General features: G+C 64.0%; 18 protein-coding genes and 1 tRNA gene. 17 read left to right on the top strand and 2 right to left on the bottom strand.

From position 1 onward, the window contains the following. A complete protein-coding gene (gene uvrC / locus EXQ71_11525) occupies positions 1–1863 on the top strand; it encodes an excinuclease ABC subunit UvrC (protein MSO88128.1) in 1863 nt (620 codons plus the stop codon). A 14-nt stretch (positions 1864–1877) separates the two neighbouring features. On the opposite strand, the gene EXQ71_11530 is transcribed toward uvrC, so the two are convergent. Next, positions 1878–3251 carry a DUF2029 domain-containing protein gene (locus tag EXQ71_11530; GenBank protein MSO88129.1) on the bottom strand — a complete coding sequence of 458 codons (1374 nt, stop codon included), beginning with the start codon at positions 3249–3251 and terminating at the stop codon, positions 1878–1880. Positions 3252–3322: 71 nt separating this feature from the next. Between EXQ71_11530 and EXQ71_11535 the strand changes: the two genes are divergently transcribed. The 15 genes from EXQ71_11535 to EXQ71_11605 all read left to right on the top strand — a co-directional run bounded on the left by EXQ71_11535 (position 3323) and on the right by EXQ71_11605 (position 17186). Then, entirely contained in the window at positions 3323–4066 is a 744-nt protein-coding gene (locus tag EXQ71_11535) for a methyltransferase domain-containing protein (protein ID MSO88130.1), read from the top strand. 99 nt (positions 4067–4165) lie between these two features. Next, positions 4166–4828: a glycosyltransferase family 2 protein gene (locus EXQ71_11540; protein MSO88131.1), complete on the top strand. Its 663-nt coding sequence runs from the start codon at positions 4166–4168 to the stop codon at positions 4826–4828. Between the two features lie 19 nt (positions 4829–4847). Further along, positions 4848–5702: an RNase adapter RapZ gene (gene rapZ, locus EXQ71_11545; protein MSO88132.1), complete on the top strand. Its 855-nt coding sequence runs from the start codon at positions 4848–4850 to the stop codon at positions 5700–5702. A gap of 92 nt (positions 5703–5794) precedes the next feature. Continuing rightward, positions 5795–6808: a type I glyceraldehyde-3-phosphate dehydrogenase gene (gene gap, locus EXQ71_11550; protein MSO88133.1), complete on the top strand. Its 1014-nt coding sequence runs from the start codon at positions 5795–5797 to the stop codon at positions 6806–6808. Positions 6809–6810: 2 nt separating this feature from the next. Further along, positions 6811–7950: a phosphoglycerate kinase gene (locus EXQ71_11555; protein ID MSO88134.1), complete on the top strand. Its 1140-nt coding sequence runs from the start codon at positions 6811–6813 to the stop codon at positions 7948–7950. Next, complete coding sequence (locus EXQ71_11560) at positions 7947–8729, top strand: triose-phosphate isomerase (GenBank protein MSO88135.1); 783 nt, start codon at positions 7947–7949, stop codon at positions 8727–8729. Before EXQ71_11555 ends, EXQ71_11560 begins: the two co-directional genes overlap by 4 nt. Positions 8730–8849: 120 nt before the next feature. After that, positions 8850–10598 carry a hypothetical protein gene (locus tag EXQ71_11565; protein ID MSO88136.1) on the top strand — a complete coding sequence of 583 codons (1749 nt, stop codon included), beginning with the start codon at positions 8850–8852 and terminating at the stop codon, positions 10596–10598. An 80-nt stretch (positions 10599–10678) separates the two neighbouring features. Further along, on the top strand, positions 10679–11710 hold the full coding sequence (locus EXQ71_11570; protein ID MSO88137.1) for an ABC transporter permease: 1032 nt from the start codon (positions 10679–10681) through the stop codon (positions 11708–11710). A 7-nt stretch (positions 11711–11717) separates the two neighbouring features. Then, positions 11718–12728, top strand: a complete 1011-nt coding sequence (locus EXQ71_11575; GenBank protein MSO88138.1) for an ABC transporter ATP-binding protein — start codon at positions 11718–11720, stop codon at positions 12726–12728. Next, positions 12725–13783 (top strand): dipeptide ABC transporter ATP-binding protein, encoded by a 1059-nt coding sequence (locus tag EXQ71_11580; protein MSO88139.1) that lies wholly within the window; start codon positions 12725–12727, stop codon positions 13781–13783. The genes EXQ71_11575 and EXQ71_11580 overlap by 4 nt, the downstream gene beginning before the upstream one ends. After that, positions 13780–14106, top strand: coding sequence for a hypothetical protein (locus EXQ71_11585; protein MSO88140.1), 327 nt, complete (start codon positions 13780–13782; stop codon positions 14104–14106). Before EXQ71_11580 ends, EXQ71_11585 begins: the two co-directional genes overlap by 4 nt. Before the next feature lie 13 nt (positions 14107–14119). Continuing rightward, positions 14120–15118 (top strand): ABC transporter permease, encoded by a 999-nt coding sequence (locus EXQ71_11590; GenBank protein MSO88141.1) that lies wholly within the window; start codon positions 14120–14122, stop codon positions 15116–15118. Between the two features lie 98 nt (positions 15119–15216). After that, on the top strand, positions 15217–15435 hold the full coding sequence (gene secG / locus EXQ71_11595) for a preprotein translocase subunit SecG (protein ID MSO88142.1): 219 nt from the start codon (positions 15217–15219) through the stop codon (positions 15433–15435). Positions 15436–15443: 8 nt separating this feature from the next. Beyond that, complete coding sequence (locus EXQ71_11600) at positions 15444–17027, top strand: ABC transporter substrate-binding protein (protein MSO88143.1); 1584 nt, start codon at positions 15444–15446, stop codon at positions 17025–17027. A gap of 72 nt (positions 17028–17099) precedes the next feature. Further along, positions 17100–17186, top strand: a tRNA-Leu gene (locus EXQ71_11605). 78 nt (positions 17187–17264) lie between these two features. On the opposite strand, the gene EXQ71_11610 is transcribed toward EXQ71_11605, so the two are convergent. Then, positions 17265–17696, bottom strand: coding sequence for a nuclear transport factor 2 family protein (locus tag EXQ71_11610; protein ID MSO88144.1), 432 nt, complete (start codon positions 17694–17696; stop codon positions 17265–17267). 971 nt (positions 17697–18667) lie between these two features. On the opposite strand from EXQ71_11610, the gene EXQ71_11615 reads away from it, so the two are divergent. Then, positions 18668–20526, top strand: a 1859-nt coding sequence (locus EXQ71_11615; GenBank protein ID MSO88145.1) for a S8 family peptidase, incomplete at its 3' end; no start/stop codon positions are given.

Consider the following 20526-nt stretch of genomic DNA (forward strand, 5'->3'; position numbering starts at 1 on the left):
ATGGTGCAGCGACCGGCCACCGGAACGATCCCTGATGCTCCCGGGTCCTATCAGTTCAAGGATCAGGATGGTCGCGTCATTTATGTGGGCAAGGCGCGTTCACTGCGCCAGCGCCTGAACAATTACTTCGTAAAGCCATCCAATCTTCCGCCGCGAACAGCGTCGCTGATGGCCGCCGCTCACAGCGTCGAGTGGATCCAGGTGCGCAACGACCTCGAAGCGCTGTTGCTGGAACAGACCCTCATCAAGTCGCATCAGCCCCGATTCAACGTGCGCCTACGAGACGACAAGAGTTACCCGTTCCTGGCGGTCACGCTCGATGATGAGTGGCCCCGTCCGATGGTGATGCGAGGGAAGAAGCGCCCCGGGGTGCGGTACTTCGGTCCCTACGGTCACACCTACGCGATCCGTGACACGCTGGACCTGTTGCTGCATACCTTCCCCCTGCGCACCTGCTCCGATGCCAAGTTCCGGCAGCATCATCAGCTCGGTCGACCGTGCTTGCTCTTCCACATCGAGAAGTGTTCCGGACCGTGTGTAGGCGAGGTGAGCAAGGAGGACTACGCCCGCCACGTGGACGCTCTCCTGCGGTTTCTCGATGGCGATACCGATGAGGTCGTGGCACAACTCGAAGGGCGCATGAGGCAAGCCGCCGCTGGGCTGGAGTTTGAGCAGGCGGCTCGTTTGCGAGATCGGCTCGACAGTGTGCACAAGGCCATCGAGAAGCAGCAGATGGTGGGCGAGCGCTCCGAGGACTTTGACGTACTAGCGGTGGCCGAGGACGAGCTGGAGGCCGCGGTGCAGGCCTTTTTCGTGCGCAACGGTCGGGTCGTGGGTCGGAAAGGTTGGATCATCGACAAGGTGGAGGAACTTTCACCGGGCGAACTGATGGCCAACATTGTGATGCAGTTATACGACGATCCGCCTCAGGGGATTCCCAAGGCCGTGTTGGTTCCGGTGGACCTTGAGGACCCGGCGCTGTACGAGGAGTGGCTAAGTTCCCGGCGCGGCTCGAAAGTAACACTGCGCGTTCCGCAGCGGGGTGAGAAGCGCAAACTTCAGGAAACGGTGACGCGCAACGCTCGCGAGGAGTTCGCCCGTCATCGTCTGCGCCGTGCTGCCGATCACAATAGTCGGGCGAAGGCGCTCAACGAGCTACAGGACCACCTGGGCCTTCCCGACGCACCGCTGAGGATCGAGTGTTACGACATGAGCCACATCTCTGGTACCGACTACGTGGGATCCATGGTGGTGATGGAGGACGGGCTCCCCAAGAAGTCCGAGTATCGCCGCTTCCGAATCAAGGGCGATCAAGGCAACGACGACATCGCCGCCATGGAGCAGGTACTCACCCGCCGTTTCAGCGCCTACCTGGCCGAGCGGCGACGCCCATCGAGCGAGGGGCCTGGCAAGTTCTCCTACCCGCCTCGGCTGCTGCTGGTCGATGGCGGCAAACCTCAACTCGGCGCCGCCATGCGGGTACTCGAGGAACTGGGGTTGTCCGAGGAGATCCCCGTGGCGTCGCTCGCTAAACGGTTCGAAGAGGTGTACCGGCCCGGTCAGGCCAACCCAGTACGGCTGCCCCGGTCGTCTGAGGCGCTGTACCTGCTCCAGCGCATCCGCGACGAAGCCCACCGTTTCGCCGTCACGTATCATCGACAGTTGCGCCAGAAGCGCATGACCACCAGCGTTCTTGATGGCGTGGCGGGCCTTGGTGACGTGCGCCGCGCCCGCTTGACCAAGGAATTCGGCGGTGTCGCCGCCGTCCAACAGGCCACCTTGGCTGAGTTGCGGGCGCTGCCTTGGCTGCCCGACGCAGTGGCCCAGGCCGTGCACGACAAAATCCACCGCTCCGAGCGGTGAGATTTGTTGTCGTACTAGTTGCTACCAGCAGGAGGGGATGTGCCTCGCTCCTGGACGACGAGGGTCACGATCAACGCGACGCCCGCCGCCGTTGTCACGAGGAGAACCCAGGGCTGATCCCTCCCGGTGAGCACGTTGCGAGCCAGGTGGCCCGACCACAGGAAGTCGAGCCAGTAGCGCAACCCCTGCTCCGTCACTGGGTTCGTGATGGTGGCGAGGAGCATCACGGCCGCCCCCATCACGGTGGTCGCGCCACACAGGATTGGGATTCGCCGCCACGCGCTGGCGAGAGGGACGGCGAGGAGGGGCAGCGCCGGAATCATGTAGCGGGGCCCGGGGGATCCGCCGCCGTAGCCGTCGATGCCCGTGGAGGCGGCCAGCATGATGCCGAGTGACGTGATGGCGACCCAGGCGTCGCGCCTTGTGCGGCTTCGATTTGTGATCGCTAAGATTGCGCCGGCAACCGCCATCAGCACGACCGGGGTGAGAATAAAGAGTCCTTTGGGGCCAGCGAGTGTTCGGCTGAACTCGCCCCAGCCGGGAGTCTCCAGGTTGTAGACGCCCAGGGCGCCCTCGCCCTGGAAGTTCTTCAGGTGACCCTGGTAAGCCAACTCGAAGGGGTCGCCGAACACGAGCCAGTTGTAGGCCAGCAGGGGAAGGGTAGCGATGACAGTGCCGGCCGACAGGGCCACCACCCGAGACCAACTGCGCAGCGTGGCGACGTGTATGAGCATGATCGCCGCGATGGCTGCCACGAGGTATTCCGTTCCGATACCCACACCGGCAATCACGCCAGCGGCGAAAACGGCGGCGGTGGAGGGGTAGTCGCGACGTCGTAACAAATGCCACGCCGTCGCGACGCACAAGGCGGCGAGAACGTGCGCAAAGAGCTGGCTGGCGAAGGGCAAGATCGTGGTCGCCAGCATGATGGCCACCGTCACCCGAGTGGCTACCTCCGAATGTGTGCGGGCCACCATCCGTCGAATCACCACGGCGAGTGCTGCGGCGGGGATGGCCGCCGACCACAGCGTTACCCACCACAGGCCGTAGTTCGTGGCGGCGCCAAAGTCGCCCGACGAAAACCGCGCAGGGTACGGGTCGCCCCCCGCCAGCCGGTACAGATAATAGAACGGTGCCGCCAACGCTGGTTGATACGGGGCCTTATCGCTGTAGATGTGTCCGTCGAATTGGGCTTGGTCGATACCGAGGAAGTCCTCGTAGGGGTCAAGTTGCAAGCTGTGATCGTCCACGATGGCCACGGTGAGTGCGTAACGAGATGCCGGCTGAGCGGTCCAGTCGTGGGTCACAAAACTACTGATGAGCAAGACACCCAGGGCGAGGAGCAGTTCTGATCGACGGGACGTTGATCGTTCAGCGGCACTCAACATTGCTGAAGTATCCCATGGAGGCAGTCCGATCCGAGGCATGTCGCTCCGTGGGTGTCTGGCAGGCTGTGACCATGGGCGAAGAGGCGCAGAAGGATGCGGAGTTGTGGGAGGACCACGCCCGCTGGTGGCAGGCCGGTTTCACGGAGGGGGCCGATCCGGAGTACGAGGAGCAGATCCTCCCGCTGGCCGCGAAGCACCTCCTCGGTTCGAGTCGGGTCCTCGACGTTGGTTGTGGCGAGGGCCAGGTGGCTCGCCTGGCTCTGGCCGGTGGCGCCTCCCGAGCCGTGGGGGTAGACCCCACTTGGGCGCAGGTGGGGGAGGCTGCCGCCCGGGGTGGGGGGCCGACCTACGCCCGCGCCGGGGCGGGGCGGTTGCCCTTTCGCCACGATGCCTTCGACGCGGTGGTGGCTTGTCTGGTGTTTGAGCACATCCGCGAGGTGGACGAGGCGATCGCCGAGGTAGCCCGAGTGCTCGAGCCAGGGGGGCGATTCCTCTTCTTTCTCAACCATCCGTTGTTGCAAACGCCCCATAGCGGGTGGATCGACGACCAGGTGCTCGACCCGCCCGAGCAGTACTGGCGGATCGGCCCGTACCTGATCGAAGACGAGACAATCGAAGAGGTGGAGAAGGGCGTGTTTATCCCCTTCATTCATCGCCCGCTATCTCGTTATGTGAACTCGCTATCGGAAAACGGATTGCGCCTCGTCCGGATGGAGGAGCCCGCCCCGCCAGCGGGCTTCCTGGCCCGGGCGGCGGAGTACGAAGCCGCCGCTACTATTCCGCGGCTGCTGTTCTTGGCCAGTGTGAAGCAATAGGCCCAGGCCCTTGGTGTGGGCGAGGGGTAGTATGAATGAGATGGGAATGGCGGCGGGGGCGGCGTGGGCATAACGGTGGAACCCTGCCTGGCGGTGGTGATGCCGTGTTTCAACGAAGAGGCCACCGTCTTGGAAATCGTGAAGCGGGTGTTGGCGTCGCCGTACGTTGGTGAGTTGGTGATCGTGGACGACGGGTCCACCGACAACACGCCTGGGTTGCTGGCGACGGTTGATGATCCGCGGGTGCGGGTTTGTCTGCAGCCAGCGAATCAGGGCAAAGGGGCGGCCTTGCGGCGGGGTTTCAGCGAGGTCTCGCTGGCGTACGTCGTGGTGCAGGACGCCGATCTTGAATACGACCCGAGCGAGTATGGCCGCCTGTTGGGACCACTGCTCGATGGGCGAGCCGATGTGGTCTATGGGAGCCGGTTCATGGGGGCCGATGCCCATCGGGTGCTCTTCTTCTGGCACGCCATGGGCAATCGGTTCCTCACGCTGCTCTCCAATGTTTTCACCGATCTGAACCTCACCGACATGGAGACCTGTTACAAGGCCTTTCGTACCGAGGTGATCCAGGCTGTTCCGATCGAAGAGGATCGCTTTGGCTTCGAGCCTGAAATCACCGCCAAGATCGCCCGTCGCGGGCTACGCGTGTACGAGGTAGGTATTTCCTACAGCGGTCGGACCTACGCGGAAGGCAAGAAGATCGGGTGGCGTGACGGTGTACGGGCGGTGTGGTGCATCCTTCGGTATCGCAAGGGGTGAGACGTAGCCTGGAGAGGGTATGAGCGAGTTCGTCGTGATCACGGGGTTATCAGGGGCCGGACGGTCCCTGGCGGCCGACGAACTAGAGGACCTGGGCTGGTTCGTCATCGACAACCTCCCCGCCGAGCTCATTCCGAAAGTGATGGAACTGGTGCAGGCTCCCACCTCCAGCACTCCCCGGGTGGCGTTGGTGGTGGGCGTCGGCGCTTACGACGCCGATCTACTCGCCGCTCTTGGTGCCCTTCGGGCATCGCGGGCACGGGTACGGGTGCTGTACCTCGATGCTGCGACCGAAGTGCTGGTTCGGCGCTATGAGAGCACCCGCCGGCGCCACCCGCTGCTTGGTCCCGGCGATGGGGTGGGCGATGCCATCGAAGCCGAGCGGGCGTTGCTCGAACCGGTGAAGGCCGAGGCCGACGTGGTGGTGGATACTTCCGAGCTCACCGTGCACGATCTCCACGACCGGATGGTGGATCTCTTCGGCGACACCCACACTGACACCGGGATGCAGACGCGGGTTATTTCCTTCGGGTACAAGCACGGGCTCCCGCTGGATGTAGATCTCGTCCTCGATTGCCGGTTCCTCCCCAACCCGCACTGGGTCGAGGACCTGCGCCCCCTCACCGGCCTGGACGACCCGGTGCGGACCTTCGTGGTGGGCCAGGAGGCTGCCCAGGATTTCCTGGGCCACCTCGATGGGTTGATGGAAATGCTCCTTCCCGCCTATGTGGCAGAAGGCAAGGCGTACCTCACCATTGCGCTGGGCTGCACCGGCGGCCGTCATCGGTCGGTGGTCATCGCCGAGGAGGTGGCCCGCCTGCTGCGGGACCACGGGTTCGCTCCCACCGTGGTGCACCGGGATGCCGCCAAGTAGTCGGCGTCGGCCATACTGGGGTCTCGGCGGCTGATCAGATCGCATTGGCCGTTCTTCGACCCCTGACCCCTGACCCCTGGGAGTAACACTCGATGACAATCCGCGTCGGTATCAACGGATTTGGCCGCATTGGCCGCAACTTTTTCCGAGCCGCCAAGCAGCGCGGAGCCGACATCGACTTTGTGGCCGCCAACGATCTCGGCTCCAAGGATCTGATGGCGCATCTCATGAGATACGACTCGATCCTCGGCCGCTGGGATGCCGAGATCGCTACGTCGGAGGCCGGAATCGTGGTCAACGGCGACGAGGTGCAGATCCTCGCCGAGCGCGATCCGAAGGCCCTTCCGTGGGGTGATCTCGGCGTGGACATGGTGATCGAATCCACCGGCATCTTCTCCAGCAAGGAGCAGGCGTCGATGCATCTCGAGGCCGGTGCCCCCTTTGTCATCGTGTCGGCGCCATCCGCCGGTGCCGATGCCACCTTCGTCGTGGGGGTAAACGACGACACGTTCGATCCTGCCGTGCACAAGGTGGTGTCCAACGCCAGCTGCACCACCAACTGTTTCGTACCGATGGTGAAGGTGCTTGATGATGCTTTCGGTATCGAGCGGGGCCTGATGACCACGATCCACGCCTACACCGGCACGCAGTCTGTGGTGGACGGACCGGCGAAGGACTTCCGCGAGGCGCGTGCGGCGGCGATCAACATCATCCCTTCCTCCACCGGTGCGGCTCGGGCCACCAGCCTCGTCTTGCAGTCGATGGCCGGCAAACTCGACGGTACGTCGCTGCGGGTGCCGGTTCCGGATGGGTCCATCACCGACTTCACGGGGGTACTGAACCGGGATGTGACGGTAGAAGAGGTCAATGGGGCATTCCGGGCGGCGGCGAGCAGTGGTCCGCTGTCCAAGGTGCTCGTCTACAACGAGGAGCCCATCGTGAGTTCCGACATAGTGGGTTCGTCGGCCTCGTGTACCTTCGATGCGCCTATCACCATGGTGAATGGGAATCTGGTGAAGGTGATGGGCTGGTACGACAACGAGTGGGGCTATTCCAACCGATTGGTGGACCTCATCGAGGTCACCGGCGCCAAGCTCAAGGGCTGACCATGACCAATACGGGGGTCCCCTCGCTGGAGGACCTGCTGCCACTGGAGGGCCAGCGTGTCCTCTTGCGGGCCGATTTCAACGTGCCGGTCGAGGACGGCCGGATCACCGACGACCTGCGCATTCGAGCGGCGTTGCCCACCATTGGGTGGCTTCAGGATCACGGGGCCAGCGTGGTGGCGTGCACCCATTTCGGCCGCCCGAAGGGTGCGCCTGATCCTCGCTACGACGTGGCGCCGATCCGGGCCCGTCTGGCGGAGTTGGCCCCCGGGGTTGGCTTGCTCGAAAACCTCCGCTTCAGCCCGGGCGAGACCGCCAACGATCCGGCTTTCGTGGCGGAGTTGATCAGTGGATTCGATGCCTACGTAAATGATGCGTTCGGCGCCTCGCACCGCTCCCACGCATCGATCGTGGGGCCCCCGCAGCACCTGCCGAGCGCCGCCGGTCGGCTCCTCGAACGGGAGGTTGCGGTACTCAGTGGTCTCCGGGAGCACCCGAATCGACCCTTCGTGGCGGTGCTCGGTGGTTCCAAGGTGAGCGACAAGCTCACGGTGATCGAGTCGCTGCTGGAGGTGGCCGACGAGGTACTCATCGGGGGGGCGATGTGTTTCACGTTCTTCAAGGCCATGGGGCATGAAGTGGGGGAGTCGTTGTGGGAAGACGACATGGTGGAGCGGTGCCGGGGACTGCTCGAGGGCGGTGCGGCGGTGCGCCTGCCCAGTGATGTCACCGCCCTCGGGCCCGGAGGCAAGATCGGCCATCCCGACGCCGGCGGGGTGGTGCGTCACTTGGGTTGCTCGCTCCCGGAGGGGTGGATGGGCCTCGACATCGGTCCAGGCACGTCAGCCGAGTTTTGCGACGCCGTACTTGAGGCCCGAACGGTCTTTTGGAATGGGCCGATGGGCGTGTTTGAGGACCGTCGTTTCGAAGCCGGCACCCGCACGCTCGCCGAGGCGGTGGCCGAGTCGTCGGCCTTCACCGTGGTGGGTGGAGGAGACTCCGCCGCGGCCGTTGCTCACTTCGGCCTGGCCGAGCGAATCGATCACATCAGCACCGGTGGCGGGGCGTCCTTGGAATTGCTTGAACAGGGGGACCTCCCCGGGCTCCGTGCCCTCCGCCAGTCGAGGAAGGAAACCGCATGACCGAGGCCCGCAAGCCGCTGATCAGTGGCAACTGGAAGATGCATCACAACCACTTCGAGGCGTTGCAGCTTGTTCAGAAACTGAGTTACCTCCTCACCCCCGACGACTTCGCCGCAGTTGACGTGTCGGTTCATCCACCGTTTACGGATCTCCGGACGGTACAGACGTACTTCATCAGTGAGAAGGAGCCGATCCCGATCGCCCTGGGTGCCCAGCACTGCCATTACGACGACACCGGGGCGTTCACGGGGGAGGTGTCGCCGGCGTTCCTCGCCAAACTCGAGGTGTCCTACGTGATCGCGGGGCACTCCGAGCGTCGGGAAGTGTTCGCCGAAACCGACGAAATGGTGAACGCCAAGGTGCACGCCATCTTGCGGCACGGGATGACCCCAATCCTGTGTTGCGGAGAGACGCTGGAAGAGCGCGAGGCAACCGCCACCGAGGCCAAGGTCACCGGTCAGGTCGAAGCAGGGTTGGCCGGCCTGGCGGCGGATCAAGTGGCCGGTCTGGTGATTGCCTACGAGCCGATCTGGGCCATCGGCACGGGCCGAACCGCTAGCAGCGCAGATGCCCAGGGGGTCTGCGGCCTGGTGCGCACGGTGGTGGCGGCCCGCTTCGGCGCCGACGCCGCAGCCGCGGTGCGTATTCAGTACGGCGGGTCGGTGAAGCCCACCAACGCCACCGAATTGATGGCCCAGCCGGACATCGATGGGGCCCTAGTGGGTGGGGCGAGTCTCGACGCCGACGATTTCGCCCGCATCGTTGGGTATCGCTCGTAGCGGTGAGGGCTTCTCGTAGACTCCTATCTTGGCTAATGTGAAAAATGTTCTCGCCGCCGGTCAGCATTGGCCGTGGGCAACGTGTTGCTAAGCGAGCATTCCGTCTTCTGAGGAGTATCCGTGCGTAGATCCTGGTTCCCGCTATTAGGTGTCCTGCTCGCCTTTTCTCTTGTGGCTACCGCGTGTGGCGGCAATGGCAGCGATGAGGCCTCGAGCACCACGGAGGGCTCCGGGATTGCGGACACGTTCCCGCCGCTGACCACCCCCACCAAGGGGGGCGTCCTCAAGATGGCGATGGAGGAGAACATCGACTGCTGGAGCGGGTTGTCCTATTACAGCGCGTCATTTTCGCTCTTCTTCTTCATGGCCCGCGGCCTCTATGGCTCTCCGGAAACCATTGAGTCTCCGGCGACTGACGAGGTCTACCCCGACCTAGCGGCCGAGATGCCCACGGTGAGCGAAGATGGCCTTACCTATTCGGTAACTCTTCGGAAGGGCCTTACCTTTCCCGATGGTCAGCCGGTGACGGCAAAGGATGTGAAGGCCACCTTCGAGTACATGCTCGATCCCAACATTCAGTGTGCCTCCGGCGGGCCTCCTTCTTCGGGCTACTACGAGGTGATCAAGGGGTACGACGAATTCACCACGGCCCTCACCGACGACCCGGCATCGAAGGTGTCTCTGGCGGGGGTCACCGCGACGAGCGAACTGACCACCGAGTTCCGGCTGGAAAAGCCTGACGGTTCCTTCCTGCGATTGCTGGCCATGGCATGGTCCTTCATCCGTCCCGCCAGCACCCCCCGTGAGTTACTCGACGTACCTCCGGCCTACGTGGGCCCGTACAAGATCTCCAACTACACCGGCGACAAGTCCGTCACCGTGGTGCGTGAGCCCACCTGGGACGACAACGTGGCGGCCGGTGTTCCTGAAGGGGACAACCACAACAACATCGATGGTGCCGAGATCGTCATCGGCGTACCGGCGGACATTCAACTCGCACAGATCAAGGCCAATGAGTTGGATATCAGTTTTGATTTGGCGGTGCCCAGCGGTTCCGATGTGCCCGCCGTAGCCAATGATCCGGCGTACAAGGGCCGCTTCTTTTCCACTCCCGATGCCGCAGTGGGTTACGGCGTGTTCCGTACCGACAAGGCACCGTTCGACAACGTCAAGTTGCGTCAGGCGGTGAACTGGGGCATCGACCGAGAACTCGCTGTAAAAATTGCTGGCGGGGAGTTGGTGAGGAGCGCGTGGTCGGAGATTCTCTCGAAGAATCTGATGGTTGGCCCCTTTGCCGAGACCGGCGAGGTGTTCGCCCTAGACGTGAAAAAGGCCAAAGCTCTCGTGAAGGAATCCGGACTACCGACTCCCATCAAGGTTTCCTTGGTCCATGGCACCACTGATCCCGTTCCGGAGCAGGCGGCGGCCATCAAAGAAAACCTGGATGCCATCGGCTTCGACGTAGCTCTCATACCCCTGTCGGCGGACGTTTATTACGGCTACATCGCCGACCCCGCGTCCCCTTTCGAGATGGCGTTCGCCAGCTGGGGGCAGGATTTCGCTGATGCGATCACCTTCTTCCGGCCGCTACTGACATGCCCGGATGGCGAGCCCTCGGGTTCCAACTATGGCCGGTTCTGCAGCGAAAAGTTCGATGCTCGGGTCGAAGAGATTGCATTGATGCCGGTGGGCGACGAACGAACCGCCGCCTTCTCGGATCTATCCACCAGTACGATGCAGGACGACACTCCGTGGTTCCCAATGTCCAACCGGCGCGTCGTATCGTTCGTGTCGGATCGAGTTGGCAACTACATCTACGGCCCTAATAAAGGTTTTTACTACGGCACGTATTTCATCAAAGACTCCTGACAAGGAACACTTTGAGTGATCACGGGGGGGTGTAAACCGCTGGTTCAGACCCGCTGCCACTGTCCCCTCCTGACCCGCTGATGCTTCGCTACACGATTCGCCGACTGTTGTGGGGTGCGCTGGTAATCCTGGGGGTATCTCTGTCGGTGTTCGTTCTCTTCGGTCCGGTCCTTCGGGCCCGGAGCGACCTCAGCCCGGCGCGCCTTTACGCCGGGAAGAACCCCAGTGCGGCCGAGATCATCCAGGTGGAGAAGAACCTCGGTCTCGACAAGCCGGTGATGCAGCAATACGGCGACATGATGTACCGCCTTGTGCTCGGCCCATCCGATGCCGAGAAGAAGAGACTGTGTCCCAATGCCAGCGAGGACCGGTGTCGGGAACTCGTGGGGCGTCTCGGTCGCTCCTATGCCAAACAGCGGTCGGTCGATTTGTTGATCTGGGACCGGATTGGGGCGACCGCTTCGCTGACCCTGGTTGCGGGGGTTATTTGGATGTCCATTTCCATCCCCGTGGGAATCATTTCCGCCATCCGTCCCCGCTCGTGGTTCGATCGCACCACCGTGACCGGTGTACTCGTCGCCCAGTCGTTGCCGATCTATTACTTTGGGCTCCTGGCGCTCTATTTCTTCACCTACAAGTTGCACTGGTTTCCTCAGGGCGGGTACGTCAAGTTCTCCTTCGGTAATCCCTGGCCCTGGCTGTCGCATTTGATCCTCCCCGCCACCACCCTGTCGCTTACCTTTATGGCCTTGTATGTGCGGATTGTCCGGGGTGGGATGATGGATGCCATGGGGGAGGATTATGTACGCACGGCGCGCGCCAAGGGATCGAGCGAACGGCGGACCGTCTTTCGTCATGCGATGCGCAATGCCCTACTGCCGGTCGTGACAATCTTCGGCTTGGATCTGGGACTCCTGTTGGGAGGAGCCATTCTCACCGAGGCCACCTTTGGTCTCCAGGGATTGGGTCAATTGTCGGTATCGGCCGCCAGCAGCCTTGACGTTCCTCTCACTAGCGGCGTGGTGCTCTTCGCCGCCGTACTCATCGTGGTCGCCAACATCGTTGTTGATGTTGCGTACGCCTTCATCGACCCTCGTATTCGGCTCAGCTAGGACATTCATGGCCCTTCTCGAGGTACACGACCTCCATACTTCCTTCTCCACCGATGACGGTCTGGTGCGGGCGGTCGAAGGGGTGTCGTTCAGTGTTGATCATGGTCGGGTATTGGGCATCGTGGGGGAGTCTGGGTGCGGCAAGTCGGTGTCGATGTTGTCGATCATGCGGCTGCTTTCGATGCGGCAGTCGAGTACCTCCGGTCGCGTGATCTTCGACGGGGTCGACTTGCTCGAGGCGTCGACGTCTGACATGCAGAACCTCCGGGGCAAGGAGATCGCCATGATCTTCCAAGATCCGATGACCTCGCTCAACCCCGTGTACCGGATTGGCTGGCAGTTGGCGGAGGCTGCCCTTATTCATGACGCAGGGCTGTCGAAAGCGGATGCCAAGAAGCGCGCCGAAGTAATGCTGACCGCCGTAGGTATCCCCAGTCCTCGGGAACGGCTGGCGAGCTACCCCCACGAGTTGTCCGGCGGCATGCGTCAGCGGGTGATGATCGCGATGGCGCTCATCAACAATCCCAAACTGTTGATCGCCGACGAGCCCACCACCGCTCTGGATGTGACGACGCAGGCGCAGATTCTCGAACTTATTCGCACACTCCGCACCGACTTGGGTTCGGCGGTGGTGTTCATTACGCACGATTTGGGCGTCGTGGCTGAACTATGCGATGAGGTGGTGGTGATGTACGCCGGAAAGGTGGTGGAGCGCGGCAGCGTGCGTGACGTGTTCTACGCCCCCCAGCATCCGTACACCTGGGGGCTGCTCGGATCGTTGCCGGGCCGCAACTTGCGCTCGAAGCGGTTGTTTTCGATCGCCGGTTCGCCGCCCAGCCTGTTGGATCCACCGACGGGGTGCCGCTTTGCGATGCGCTGCATCCATGTGATGGACCGGTGTCGTGACGATGAGCCCGCATTGGTGTCGGCCCCGGGCGACGCGCACTTCGTGGCGTGCCACTTGGCCCCGGAGATCCGTAATGATGCCGCGAACCAGTTCCCCGGAGGTACGGCGTGAGCAGTGGCGAAACCATCCTGCGGCTAGAGAAGTTGACGAAGCACTTTCCGGTGAAGCGCGGCATTATTTTTCAGCGGGAGATCGCCACCCTGAAGGCGGTGGACGACGTGTCGTTCGAGATCAAGGCGGGCCAGACGCTGGGGCTGGTAGGGGAGTCGGGTTGCGGCAAGTCCACGTTGGCTCGCTGCATCGTGCGGCTCTTGGATCCCACCAGCGGTCGCATTGAGTTCGAGGGCCAGGATATCTCTCGACTCAGTGGGAAGGCGCTGCGGTCGGTCCGGCGTGATCTCGTGATGATCTTCCAGGATCCGATGTCGTCGCTCAATCCACGGATGCGGGTGAGCGAGATTATCGGAGAGCCGCTCGAGGTCTATCGAGTAGGGACCAGCGCCACTCGCCGGGCCCGGGTCATGGAACTACTCGAGCTGGTGGGCCTCAACTCGGAGCACTTCAATCGCTTCCCCCATGAATTTTCTGGTGGACAACGCCAACGTATCGGCATCGCGCGAGCGCTGGCGTTGTCGCCCAAGTTGATCGTGTGCGATGAGCCCGTTTCGGCCTTGGATGTGTCGGTGCAGGCCCAGATCATCAACCTGCTCGAGGATCTGCAGGCCGAGTTCGGGCTCACCTATCTCTTCATCGCCCACGACCTCGACATCGTGCGCCGCGTGTCCGATGAAGTGCATGTGATGTACCTCGGCAGGGTGGTGGAGCGAGGGACCGATGAGGATCTCTATGAGGCGCCCCATCATCCGTACAGCGCCGCGCTGCTGTCGGCCCGCCCCGTAGCCGATCCGGATCAGGCCCAGAACCGGGCGCGCATCGTGCTCGAAGGGGATGTGCCCAGCCCGCTGGATCTGCCGTCGGGCTGTCGGTTCCGCACCCGGTGCCCGCGTGCCCAACCCGCGTGCAGTGAGGTAGAGCCGGAGTTGGAGGGCCCGGTGGGTATCCATGAATGGGCCTGCCATTACCCGGTGGAAACCTGGCCCCTGGCGAGTCCAGAGGACATCAGACGGCCGGGGGCGGCCCTTGGCGTTGCGGAGGTGGGCCCATGATGACCAGGGAGGAGCGCGTTGCCGGATGGCGGCGCGTGGCCGGGATAGGGGTGGCGCTGCTCGGGGCGGCGGGGCTCGTGGCGCTCGTGCTGGTGGGATTCGGCTCGAGTGCGGCTCAGGGGTTGTCGGTGGGCGTGGGAGTAGTGGGTGTTGGCTTAGTGATGGGTGGAGTGATGGCCTTTGGCCGTACCACCGCCATCCGCCGTACGGCGGGTGTCTACGCCCGGGCTTCCGAGGTGGAGCGTAGGGAGGCGGAGCGGTTGGCCCTCGGTCTGTTGGCCGCCGGGATCATGTTTTGTCTTTTTGCGCTGGCGATCGGGTAGGAGGTACCCACCGATGTCGATGCCCCCCGCACTGCAGCCGATTCCGGTAGATGTTCTCGCCCCCAGCGAGGTTGGCGGCAACTCGGCTCCCACCCGAGGCCCCTGGGCCCTGATGTGGCGCCGACTGAGGGGCGATAAGGCGGCGCTGGCCAGCATGGCGTTCATCATCTTGCTGTTTTCGTTTGCGGCAGCCGCGCCGCTATTCGAGTCGTGGACCAATCATCCCAAGAACACCTCGAACGCGGCGGGCAGCGACAACTTCACCCTGCTCCCGATGGGGCCATTGGGGGGCTGCGATGGAGTGACCGATGTTGGGAAAGACACGTGTTTCATTCTCGGGGCATCCAACGTGAGCGGCCACGACATGCTGGTGCAATTGAGTTACGGCGCTCGTACGTCTTTGTTTATCGGGGTGGTTTCCACCGCCATCACGGTGGTGGTGGCCCTTGTGATGGGCTTACTGGCGGGCTACAGCGGAGGCTTGACCGACGGCGTGATCTCGCGCCTGATGGATGTGGTGGCGGCCTTTCCGTTCCTGCTCTTTGCCATCGCAGTGTCCACGGTGTTCCGCAGCAACGTCTGGACAGTGATCTTTGTGATCGCCGCCTTTTCCTGGTTCTACCCGGCCCGGTTGTTTCGGGCTGAGGTGCTGTCGCTGCGGGAGCGGGAGTTTGTGTCGGCGGCCCGGATGCTGGGGGCGTCGACCCCACGAATCCTGCGTAAACACATTTTTCCTCATCTGGTGGGGGCGACAGTGGTGTACGCATCGCTCTCGATCGCCGGTGCCATTCTCTTTGAGGCCGCCCTGTCCTACCTAGGCTTTGGGCTGCCGGCGGACATTCCGTCATGGGGCCGGATGATTTCTCAGGCGGTGCCCGGGGGGCTCTACCGCAACGCCCCTTATTTGATGGTCTTTCCAGGAACGTTGCTGGTGCTCACGGCCCTGGCCTTCAACATGCTGGGCGACGGCCTGCGTGACGCGCTGGACCCGAAGGGGAACGTGGGCCGCTGAGGGTGGCGTCCACCCGGCGGGCTAGAGCCAACCGCCCACCCCTGATAGTCTTGGCCGGCGGGACAACCGCTACTAGGAGAGATTTTGTGCTCGAAGCGATTGTCATCGGTATCCATATCATCGTGTGTCTCCTGTTGATCGTCTTGGTGTTGCTCCACAGTGGCAAGGGTGGCGGCCTCTCCGACATGTTCGGCGGCGGCGCCGGTGCCACCGCCATTGGATCAGCGGCGGCCGAGCGCAACCTGGACCGCATCACGGTGGTCGTGGCCCTGACGTTCGTGTTTACCTCCACCGGCCTAGCTTTTCTCCTCGACTGAGGTCCTCCATGACCGGCGCTGTAACGCAGGTCGCTCGGGTGATCGCCGGGGTGGCGGTGATGGCGACGCTGGGATCGGGGTGCACGAACAACGGTGAGAGTGGCGAACAGTCGTCCTCGTCGGGCGGAGGCACGATGCGCGTGGGCGTTCCCGGGGCGCTGGTGGTTGATCCCACCAAAGCCTCGCTGGCCTCGCCGAGCGATCAGATGGTGTTGGACCTGCTCTACGACGGCCTCACCAGCATCGACAGCGAGGGGTTGGTGCAGCCCGGGCTGGCGGTGTCCTGGGAACACAATGAAGATTTCACGGCCTGGCGTTTTCATCTCGATCCGGAGGCTCACTTCACCAGCGGCGATTCGATCAAGGCCGATGACGTGATCGCGTCGATCGAGCGAATAGCGGCGTTGGGTACGAAATCGTTGGCGGCTCTGGCGCTCGAGCCGGTGACGGGGTTCGCCGAGTTCGTGGACGGTACCAGCGATCATCTGGAGGGGCTGAGCGCGGTGAACGACAAGGTGGTGCGCTTCGGGCTCAGCGAGCCGTTGTCGGTGCTGCCTGCGGTGGTGGCGAGCCCGGCCTTTGGGGTGGTGGAGCCGGAATCGTTGGCGGCGGCCGAGGGCGGGCCCACCGCCGAGTTGGATCTGAGTGGGAGTTGGGTTGTGGTGTCGGCGGCGCAGGGTGGCCTGAGACTGGAGCCACGGTCGGATGCGACCATGCGGCTCGAGGCGGTGGAGTTGGGGGCGTTTTCCAACGCCAACGCCGCCTACGACGCGTTTGTCGATGGTGAGGTCGACTGGGCCACGGTGCCCGCCGACCGGTTCGAGAGCGCCGTGAACACCTATGGCGACGAGTCTTTCGCCCCGTTCCAGGCCGAAGTGTTCTTTGGAATGCATCTGGGCGACGCAGCCTTGAATAACCCGGTGCTGCGTCAGGCCATTGAGGCCGCCATCGACCGGGTGGAGATTGTGAAGGCGGTGTACGCCGATTTGGCCGATCCGCTGACCACGGTGATCCCGGCGGGCGTGGCGGGTCACGATGATGCGCGTTGTGGGGGCTGCGGTCCGGATCCGAAGCGGGCGGTGGCGTTACTGGCGAAAGGATTTCCCAGCGGCGGGGTTCCCACGGTGAATATCGACTATGACGAGTCGCCCGCTCAGACAGCGATGGCGAAGTTGATCGCGGCGGATCTCGAAGCGGTGGGCATTCCCACCAGCCTGCGGCCGCTGCCGTTGGACGACTACAAGGCCTTCGTAGCTTCTGGGGGCCAGGCGCTCTTCACTTTTGGCTGGATCGGCGCTTTCCGCTCGCCGGATGCGTACCTCACGCCGCTGTTCGTCTCGGACTCCGATGACAACCTGACGGCCTTCCGCAGCCCCGAGGTGGATGGCCTCTTGCAGCGAGCCCGGGGGTCGGATGACGATGCGCTCAACACCGAGCGGTGGGCGAAAGCGGAGGCCACGGTGATGGATGCCGTCGTGGTGATCCCTATCGCCCAGTTTCGGACCCAGGTGGTGGTGGCCGATGAGGTGAGCGGATGGGCTCACGCGGTGGATGGCACGGTCGACTGGGAGCGGGTGACCGTCGCCGAGTAGCCCGGCGTGGGTTGGAAGCCCTCCCCGGAGGCCGTGTACGGTGAGCGCTCCCTGGGGAGACCCGAGGGCCACGTCGGAGTGGCGGAATTGGCAGACGCGCCAGCTTGAGGGGCTGGTGTCCTTAGGGACGTGGGGGTTCAAGTCCCCCCTCCGACACAACACCTGAACCCAACATTCCGGCGGGTACCGGACGGGGTGCGAGTGCACGTGTCCGGGTTTGGCGGCGGGCGTGGCGCGCTACTCGCTCCTCGGAGGCAGGGCGTCAAGGGCTGCGACTCGCTCGGTGTCCTCGTAGTCCTCCTGCTCGACGATCTTGCCCCAGCGGGTTCGCACCATGAGCACTGCTCGGTTTGTGTACCGCTCACCGCCGGCATCGTCCCTGATCCAGTCGTTCACGCGAATGGCGGCACGCATGTTCCAGGGAGGACCGTTCACGAGGATGTCCTCGACCTCCATGTGCACCCCTTGGTCCGCGTAACGGCGGAGGAACCCCTCGATCTCGTCCCGCCCGACGTGCGTTGGGTGCGGTCGCCGGTCCGCCACGGGTTCGCGGAACTGCCGTGACCAGGAGTTGTCGCCGGGGAAGGTCAATGTCGCGTCGGGAGCCATCATGGCGAGCGCAGGACCGTAGTTGCCCTCGTTGGCCAAACCAATGTTGCGTCGGATCATCCAGCGGACCGCTGCTTTGTACACGCCTACAACGTATCCCAGTGGAGGGGCACACACCCTGTGCACCAAGGACCCGGCGTCTGCGGGGTGGGAATGTCACGCCGCCATCGGCCAGGTCGTCTCCACGATCAGCGTTGGGGTCAGGTTTGAAGTCCCCCCTCCGACACGCACCGTGGTACACGGTGTGGCTTCGGCCACCACCACACCACGGCCCGGCTCGAACGTGAGCCGGACACCGAACTCGGCGTAGAGCTCGGCCTTGTCGCCGGGCTCCGCCGGAGACGAGCAGCCTCACCCCATCGGCGACACCGCCGATCAGGCGTCGCCGGTCGGCCGTGGTGACCTGCGACGATGACGTGGCAACAGCGGCCAAGTCCCGTTCGGCGAACATCCGCTCGGCGTTGACCTCCGCCATCCAGCCGGCGACCACCACAGGGTCGGCGTCGGCCTCGAGCGCCGACCTGTAGCGGCTGAGACGATGGTCGCCGTCGGCCAACTTGCGACGGGCACCCTCCGCTCTGGCTGCGCCGATCTCATCGACGACGCTGACGGCCGCCATGGCATCGAGAGATGGTTTCCGGCGCGTGGCCGCAACGTGACCGAGGCCCGCCGGGTGTGGGCTTCATGCCCGGCACAGCTTCGTGACTCTGGCGTTGGAGAGTGGCGCTCCGCTTCACTGTGTCGCCGACGCTGCCGGGCACGTTTCGGCCACGACCACGCAACGCGATGGCCGCGCACGTCGTGCTCTCGACGGCCATCCCGCCTCGACATGAATAACCGGGATGCCTAGGTGATGATGGTGGCCCGCGGGGTCAAGTCGGTCGGTCCCAGTAGAGTGGGAATTGCCTCCACCGCCGAACGGGAAGCCTCCTGATGTTCAAGAAGATGTGGTGATAGTGCGAGCCTCTCCGCTCGGCCGAAAGCTGCCACCGCGAAGCATCGCCATGATCGGAGCCTTCGCCCTGGTGGCGATGTTGCTTGCGACGCTACCGCTGGGCCCGACGGTCGCTTCGGCGTCCCCTCCGAGTGGGGCAGTGGCGAAGAGGGCGGGGAGTCCGCCCCCCAGTCACGTAGTGCAGGGGTCCTACATCGTGCGCTTCGCCGCCGGCGTGGAGCCATCGGCGCGCGCGGCGGAAATGAAGACGCGGGGGGGCGCCTTCGCGGGTGCTTCGGTTGAGCACACCTACCGGTCGGTCTTTCCGGGGGCATCGATGCGGTTGAGTGTCGAGGCCGCTGATGCCCTCCGGCGCGACCCCAAGGTTCTCTCCGTGGAACCAGATCAGGTCATCAGCCTCGACAGTACGCAGACGGGAGCACCCTGGGGCCTCGACCGCTCCGATCAGCGAAGCCTACCCCTGTCCGGCAGTTACACCTATGGCGGCACCGGTGCGGGCGTCACCGCCTACATCGTCGACAGTGGGATTCGGGCGAGCCATGTGGACTTCGGCGGGCGAGTGCGGTCCGGCTTCACGGCCGTCGACGATGGCTATGGGACGACGGGATGCCAAGGGCACGGCACCCATGTCGCCGGCAGTGTGGGTGGGTCGACCTACGGGATGGCGAAGCAAGTGTCGCTCGTGGCGGTGCGAGTGTTTCCCTGCGCTGGAGATGGCTCAACCTCGGACCTGCTCGCCGGCCTGGATTGGATCGTGGCCGACCACTCCCCGGGAACGGCGGCGGTGGCCAACCTGAGCCTTGGCTACCCGGGCGTGGTGTCGTCGCTGGATGCTGCCGTTGAAGTTCTCATCGCCGACGGGGTGACGGTGGTGGTGGCGGCGGGCAACGACGGCATTGATGCCTGCGGGGTCAGCCCGGCGCGCGTCCCTGGCGCCGTGACCGTGGGGGCCACCGACAGCACGGATTTCTCGCCGGATTGGTCGAACTACAGCTCCTGCCTCGATCTCTTCGCGCCAGGCGTCAGCATTGTGTCGTCGTGGAACACGAGCAACACCGCCACCGCAGTAGCCCAAGGCACCTCAATGGCGGCCCCCCATGTCGCCGGGGCCGCCGCGGTGCTCCTCGGTGCCAATCCCACCCTCACTCCGGCGGGGGTAAGCGCCGCTCTCGTGGCTGCGGCAACCACCGGTGTGGTTACCAACGGGGGCTCCGGCTCTCCGAATCGTCTCCTCTTTTCGGGGGCTGTGGCGCCGGTAAAGCCGGGCAACGACGTATTCACAGCGGCCACCGGGTTTTCGTTGACCGGAATAAACACCCAGAGGGGCTCCAACGTGAGCGCCACCGCTGAGCTCGGTGAACCGGCTCATGCGAGTTCGCCCAGTGGGTCATCGGTGTGGTGGAAGTTCACGGCCCCCGCCTCCGGCACGGTGACGTTGTCCACCCCAGGGTCCAGCTTCGACACGTTGCTCGCGGTGTATACGGGTGGATCAGTGAACTCGCTGATCGAAGTGGCTGCCAACGACGACATCGTTGGTGGAACCACGAGCGAGGTGTCGTTTCCGGTGATGCCGGGGGTTACCTATCGCGTGGCGGTGGATGGCTATAACGCTGCGATGGGAACCATCGCTCTCTTCCATACCTGGGCTCCCGACACCCCTCCGGTGGGGGTGCTGTTTACGGCGTTGACTCCGGCGCGGATTTTGGATTCGCGGGTGGCGACGACCGTGGGCCCCTACAGCAGTGCGTGGGGTGCGGGCGTGCAGCGAGATGTACCGGTGGCTGGAGTGGGTGGGGTGCCAGCCGATGCCGTGTCGGTGGTGGTGAACGTGACGGTCACTGGTACTACGGCGGGTAGTTATCTCACGGTGTGGCCAGCGGGTGAGGGTCGCCCGAACGCGTCATCGTTGAATTGGTCCTCGGGGGCCACTCGTGC

It is taken from the genome of Acidimicrobiia bacterium (assembly GCA_009694375.1).
In the GTDB taxonomy this organism is placed as follows: Bacteria; Actinomycetota; Acidimicrobiia; order Acidimicrobiales; family VFJN01; genus VFJN01.

Coding starts and splice junctions, on each gene's coding strand:
- EXQ71_11575 (MSO88138.1), top strand. CDS start 11,718: ATGGCCCTTCTCGAGGTACACGACCTCCATACTTCCTTCTCCACCGAT.
- EXQ71_11560 (MSO88135.1), top strand. CDS start 7,947: ATGACCGAGGCCCGCAAGCCGCTGATCAGTGGCAACTGGAAGATGCAT.
- EXQ71_11570 (MSO88137.1), top strand. CDS start 10,679: ATGCTTCGCTACACGATTCGCCGACTGTTGTGGGGTGCGCTGGTAATC.
- EXQ71_11540 (MSO88131.1), top strand. CDS start 4,166: ATGCCGTGTTTCAACGAAGAGGCCACCGTCTTGGAAATCGTGAAGCGG.
- gap (MSO88133.1), top strand. CDS start 5,795: ATGACAATCCGCGTCGGTATCAACGGATTTGGCCGCATTGGCCGCAAC.
- EXQ71_11585 (MSO88140.1), top strand. CDS start 13,780: ATGATGACCAGGGAGGAGCGCGTTGCCGGATGGCGGCGCGTGGCCGGG.
- EXQ71_11555 (MSO88134.1), top strand. CDS start 6,811: ATGACCAATACGGGGGTCCCCTCGCTGGAGGACCTGCTGCCACTGGAG.
- rapZ (MSO88132.1), top strand. CDS start 4,848: ATGAGCGAGTTCGTCGTGATCACGGGGTTATCAGGGGCCGGACGGTCC.
- uvrC (MSO88128.1), top strand. CDS start 1: ATGGTGCAGCGACCGGCCACCGGAACGATCCCTGATGCTCCCGGGTCC.
- EXQ71_11600 (MSO88143.1), top strand. CDS start 15,444: ATGACCGGCGCTGTAACGCAGGTCGCTCGGGTGATCGCCGGGGTGGCG.
- EXQ71_11610 (MSO88144.1), bottom strand. CDS start 17,696: ATGATCCGACGCAACATTGGTTTGGCCAACGAGGGCAACTACGGTCCT.
- EXQ71_11530 (MSO88129.1), bottom strand. CDS start 3,251: ATGTTGAGTGCCGCTGAACGATCAACGTCCCGTCGATCAGAACTGCTC.
- EXQ71_11535 (MSO88130.1), top strand. CDS start 3,323: ATGGGCGAAGAGGCGCAGAAGGATGCGGAGTTGTGGGAGGACCACGCC.
- EXQ71_11590 (MSO88141.1), top strand. CDS start 14,120: ATGTCGATGCCCCCCGCACTGCAGCCGATTCCGGTAGATGTTCTCGCC.